The organism is Luteimonas sp. 3794 (genome assembly GCF_031456825.1).
Classification (GTDB): domain Bacteria; phylum Pseudomonadota; class Gammaproteobacteria; order Xanthomonadales; family Xanthomonadaceae; genus Luteimonas.
In genome coordinates this window covers 1-5,652 of sequence record NZ_JAVDVJ010000023.1, presented here as the reverse complement: position 1 = coordinate 5,652, position 5,652 = coordinate 1, and the positions used below count along the sequence as shown (strand labels likewise).

General features: G+C 54.1%; 2 tRNA genes and 3 rRNA genes. All 5 read right to left on the bottom strand.

Features of this window, described 5'->3' with window-relative positions:
- Nucleotides 1–5: 5 nt before the first annotated feature.
- Nucleotides 6–119 (bottom strand): 5S ribosomal RNA (gene rrf, locus J2X52_RS17385).
- A 167-nt stretch (nucleotides 120–286) separates the two neighbouring features.
- Nucleotides 287–3,170: ribosomal RNA gene (locus J2X52_RS17380) — 23S ribosomal RNA — on the bottom strand.
- A 241-nt stretch (nucleotides 3,171–3,411) separates the two neighbouring features.
- Nucleotides 3,412–3,487: transfer RNA gene (locus J2X52_RS17375), tRNA-Ala, on the bottom strand.
- 3 nt (nucleotides 3,488–3,490) lie between these two features.
- Nucleotides 3,491–3,567: transfer RNA gene (locus J2X52_RS17370), tRNA-Ile, on the bottom strand.
- A 71-nt stretch (nucleotides 3,568–3,638) separates the two neighbouring features.
- Nucleotides 3,639–5,183, bottom strand: a 16S ribosomal RNA gene (locus J2X52_RS17365).
- The 16S, 23S and 5S rRNA genes sit together here with 2 tRNA genes alongside, the layout of an rRNA operon.
- Nucleotides 5,184–5,652 lie beyond the last annotated feature (469 nt).

The window sequence follows — 5,652 nt, the reverse complement described above, 5'->3', positions numbered from 1 at the left end:
AAAAACCCTGGCGATGACCTACTCTCGCATGCTAGATGCACACTACCATCGGCGCATGTACGTTTCACTTCCGAGTTCGGAATGGGATCGGGTGGTTCCATACAGCTATAGTCACCAGGGAGAGGGTGGAGGGTCGCAGGTCGGCCCGATTTTCGACGCAGGTATGCGATCGAAAGAGGGACTGACAGCGCTCACGCTCTCAGAGGTTGGGAAGTAGCGAACATTTTGGACGACTCATTCGTGTCGTTGGCCAAGGATGCTTCGGTTAGAAGCAACTTGAGGTTATATGGTCAAGCCACACGGATCATTAGTACTGGTTAGCTCAACACATTGCTGTGCTTACACACCCAGCCTATCAACCACCTGGTCTTGATGGTTCCTTCAGGGGAGTCAAGCTCCCGGGAGATCTCATCTTGAGGCGCGCTTCCCGCTTAGATGCTTTCAGCGGTTATCGCTTCCGAACATAGCTACCCGGCAGTGCCACTGGCGTGACAACCGGAACACCAGAGGTTCGTCCACTCCGGTCCTCTCGTACTAGGAGCAGCCCCTCTCAAATCTCCAACGCCCATGGCAGATAGGGACCGAACTGTCTCACGACGTTCTGAACCCAGCTCGCGTACCACTTTAAATGGCGAACAGCCATACCCTTGGGACCGACTACAGCCCCAGGATGTGATGAGCCGACATCGAGGTGCCAAACACCGCCGTCGATATGAACTCTTGGGCGGTATCAGCCTGTTATCCCCGGAGTACCTTTTATCCGTTGAGCGATGGCCCTTCCATACAGAACCACCGGATCACTAAGTCCTAGTTTCCTACCTGCTTGATCCGTCGATCTCGCAGTCAAGCACGCTTATGCCTTTGCACACAGTGCGCGATGTCCGACCGCGCTGAGCGTACCTTCGAGCTCCTCCGTTACTCTTTGGGAGGAGACCGCCCCAGTCAAACTACCCACCATACATGGTCCCCGATCCGGATAACGGACCTAGGTTAGAACGTCAAGCACGACAGGGTGGTATTTCAAGGTTGGCTCCACCACAGCTAGCGCCATGGTTTCAAAGCCTCCCACCTATCCTACACAGACGAACTCAACGTTCAATGTAAAGCTATAGTAAAGGTTCACGGGGTCTTTCCGTCTTGCCACGGGAACGCTGCATCTTCACAGCGATTTCAATTTCACTGAGTCTCGGGTGGAGACAGCGCCGCCATCGTTACGCCATTCGTGCAGGTCGGAACTTACCCGACAAGGAATTTCGCTACCTTAGGACCGTTATAGTTACGGCCGCCGTTTACCGGGGCTTCGATCAAGAGCTTCGCCTTGCGGCTGACCCCATCAATTAACCTTCCGGCACCGGGCAGGCGTCAGACCCTATACGTCCACTTTCGTGTTTGCAGAGTCCTGTGTTTTTGATAAACAGTCGCAGCGGCCTGGTCACTGCGGCCCCCGATCGCTGTAGCCCGCATGGGCCACGATCAAGGGCGCACCTTCTCCCGAAGTTACGGTGCTATGTTGCCTAGTTCCTTCACCCGAGTTCTCTCAAGCGCCTTAGAATTCTCTTCCTACCCACCTGTGTCGGTTTACGGTACGGTCTGCATAAGCTGAAGCTTAGGGGCTTTTCCTGGAAGCGTGGTATCAGTCACTTCGCTCTAATGAGCTCGTCTCGGTGCTCGGAGTTAAAGGGTCCCGGATTTGCCTAAGACCCACTCCTACCGCCTTTCCCCAGGACAACCAACGCCTGGTAGACCTAACCTTCTCCGTCCCCCCATCGCACTTATGCGAGGTGCTGGAATATTAACCAGCTTCCCATCGACTACGCATTTCTGCCTCGCCTTAGGGGCCGACTCACCCTGCGTCGATTAACGTTGCGCAAGGAAACCTTGGGCTTTCGGCGTGGAGGCTTTTCACCCCCATTATCGTTACTCATGTCAGCATTCGCACTTCCGATACCTCCAGCAGACTTCTCAATCTGCCTTCGACGGCTTACGGAACGCTCCTCTACCGCGCACATATAAATATGTGCACCCCAAGCTTCGGTTTATCACTTAGCCCCGTTAAATCTTCCGCGCAGACCGACTCGACCAGTGAGCTATTACGCTTTCTTTAAAGGGTGGCTGCTTCTAAGCCAACCTCCTGGCTGTCTGTGCCTTTCCACATCGTTTCCCACTTAGTGATAATTTGGGACCTTAGCTGTGGGTCTGGGTTGTTTCCCTTTTCACGACGGACGTTAGCACCCGCCGTGTGTCTCCCATGCAGTCTGTCTTGGTATTCGGAGTTTGCAATGGTTTGGTAAGTCGCAATGACCCCCTAGCCATAACAGTGCTCTACCCCCAAGAAGATTCACATGAGGCGCTACCTAAATAGCTTTCGAGGAGAACCAGCTATCTCCGGGTTCGATTAGCTTTTCACTCCTAATCACACCTCATCCCCTACCTTTGCAACGGGAGTGGGTTCGGACCTCCAGTTGATGTTACTCAACCTTCATCCTGGGCATGACTAGATCACCCGGTTTCGGGTCTATTGCCCGCGACTATGCGCCCTTATCAGACTCGGTTTCCCTTCGCCTCCCCTATACGGTTAAGCTTGCCACGAACAATAAGTCGCTGACCCATTATACAAAAGGTACGCAGTCACTCCTTGCGGAGCTCCTACTGCTTGTACGCACACGGTTTCAGGGTCTATTTCACTCCCCTCTCCGGGGTTCTTTTCGCCTTTCCCTCACGGTACTGGTTCACTATCGGTCGGTCAGGAGTATTTAGCCTTGGAGGATGGTCCCCCCATATTCAGACAGGGTTTCTCGTGCCCCGCCCTACTCATTTTTCATCGATATGGCCCTTTCGCATACAGGGCTATCACCTTCTATGGCCGGTCTTTCCAGGACCGTTTTGCTAAAACCATATCGACTTTTGGGCTGTTCCCCGTTCGCTCGTCACTACTCAGGGAATCTCGGTTGATTTCTTTTCCTACGGTTACTTAGATATTTCAGTTCACCGCGTTCGCCCTGCATGGCTATGTATTCACCATGCAGTACCTCCTAGGAGGTGGGTTTCCCCATTCGGACATTACCGGATCAAAGCTTGTTGCCAGCTCCCCGATACTTTTCGCAGGCTACCACGTCCTTCATCGCCTCTGACCGCCAAGGCATCCACCGTGTGCGCTTATTCGCTTGACCATATAACCCCAAGTTGCCTCGGAGCCATACTTCTGTCGATGGGTACAAAGCATCGACGCAAATATAACGACTCAATTTACTAGGGACTCGAGGTCCCCGCCTTAGCCACACGACACGTATGAGTTCTTGTCTCAGACGCTCGCTACTTCCCTATTTTTCAAAGAACCGTCGTCAGGCCACAGTGCCCGGCGACATTCAAATCTGATGTGTGCGCAGCGATCGGTGAATCATCAATCAAGAATGGTGGAGCCTGTCGGGATCGAACCGACGACCCCCTGCTTGCAAAGCAGGTGCTCTCCCAGCTGAGCTAAGGCCCCATGTGGTGGGTCTGGGAGGACTCGAACCACCGGCCTCACCCTTATCAGGGGTGCGCTCTAACCACCTGAGCTACAGACCCAGTCTTGCTTGATTACCAATCGTGCAGGTTACTTATGAGGACGCCTGGACAAGCGATGCAGCCTTGTCTCTAAAGGAGGTGATCCAGCCGCACCTTCCGATACGGCTACCTTGTTACGACTTCACCCCAGTCATCGGCCACACCGTGGCAAGCGCCCTCCCGAAGGTTAAGCTACCTGCTTCTGGTGCAACAAACTCCCATGGTGTGACGGGCGGTGTGTACAAGGCCCGGGAACGTATTCACCGCAGCAATGCTGATCTGCGATTACTAGCGATTCCGACTTCACGGAGTCGAGTTGCAGACTCCGATCCGGACTGAGAGAAGGTTTCTGGGATTGGCTTGCCCTCGCGGGTTTGCAGCCCTCTGTCCTTCCCATTGTAGTACGTGTGTAGCCCTGGCCGTAAGGGCCATGATGACTTGACGTCATCCCCACCTTCCTCCGGTTTGTCACCGGCGGTCTCCTTAGAGTTCCCACCATTACGTGCTGGCAACTAAGGACAAGGGTTGCGCTCGTTGCGGGACTTAACCCAACATCTCACGACACGAGCTGACGACAGCCATGCAGCACCTGTGTCACGGTTCCCGAAGGCACCAATCCATCTCTGGAAAGTTCCGTGCATGTCAAGGCCAGGTAAGGTTCTTCGCGTTGCATCGAATTAAACCACATACTCCACCGCTTGTGCGGGCCCCCGTCAATTCCTTTGAGTTTCAGTCTTGCGACCGTACTCCCCAGGCGGCGAACTTAACGCGTTAGCTTCGATACTGAGTTCCTAATTGAACCCAACATCCAGTTCGCATCGTTTAGGGCGTGGACTACCAGGGTATCTAATCCTGTTTGCTCCCCACGCTTTCGTGCCTCAGTGTCAGTGCTGGTCCAGGTAGTCGCCTTCGCCACGGATGTTCCTCCCGATCTCTACGCATTTCACTGCTACACCGGGAATTCCACTACCCTCTACCGCACTCTAGCCTGCCAGTATCCAATGCAATTCCCAGGTTGAGCCCAGGGCTTTCACATCAGACTTAACAAACCACCTACGCACGCTTTACGCCCAGTAATTCCGAGTAACGCTTGCACCCTTCGTATTACCGCGGCTGCTGGCACGAAGTTAGCCGGTGCTTATTCTTTGGGTACCGTCAGAACAATCGGGTATTAACCGACTGCTTTTCTTTCCCAACAAAAGGGCTTTACAACCCGAAGGCCTTCTTCACCCACGCGGCATGGCTGGATCAGGCTTGCGCCCATTGTCCAATATTCCCCACTGCTGCCTCCCGTAGGAGTCTGGACCGTGTCTCAGTTCCAGTGTGGCTGATCATCCTCTCAGACCAGCTACGGATCGTCGCCTTGGTGGGCCTTTACCCCGCCAACTAGCTAATCCGACATCGGCTCATCTATCTGCGCGAAGCCCGAAGGTCCTCCGCTTTCACCCGTAGGTCGTATGCGGTATTAGCGTAAGTTTCCCTACGTTATCCCCCACAAATAGGCAGATTCCGATGTATTCCTCACCCGTCCGCCACTCGCCACCCAAGGAGCAAGCTCCTCTGTGCTGCCGTTCGACTTGCATGTGTTAGGCCTGCCGCCAGCGTTCACTCTGAGCCAGGATCAAACTCTTCACTTAAAATTTTCGACATCACCGAGGTGATATCTAATGCTTCGAGTGCAGTCGTCTTTTCCAGAACTCGAACTACTCACCAGCATTTGCATGCTTTTGAATCTTTCTTGCTCTTTCTAGAACGTCTGCTAATGGACTAACACCACCAGCCAGACGTCCGCATAAGTATCCTGCGCACACTGTCAAAGATCTTCGGAAGCGGCCTCAGCGCCTGCTTCCCAGTGCTTCGAAGTTTCCTCCGAAGCGAGCCGCCCATCATAGCGCGGTTTTGGCTTTCGTCAACACCTCGGTGAGGGTTGGTTTCCGCCGTCTTCAGCGTCCGGCCCGAAGGCGTTTCGTTGAAGCGAGCCGCACATCTTACCGCGACTTTCGAGGCTGTCAACACCGCGTGAAGGCTGTTGTCGTTCTCGCCCCGATTCAACCGCTGCCCCGAAGTGCAGCCCGTCAAGCGGGGGGCGAATTATGCATAGATGAA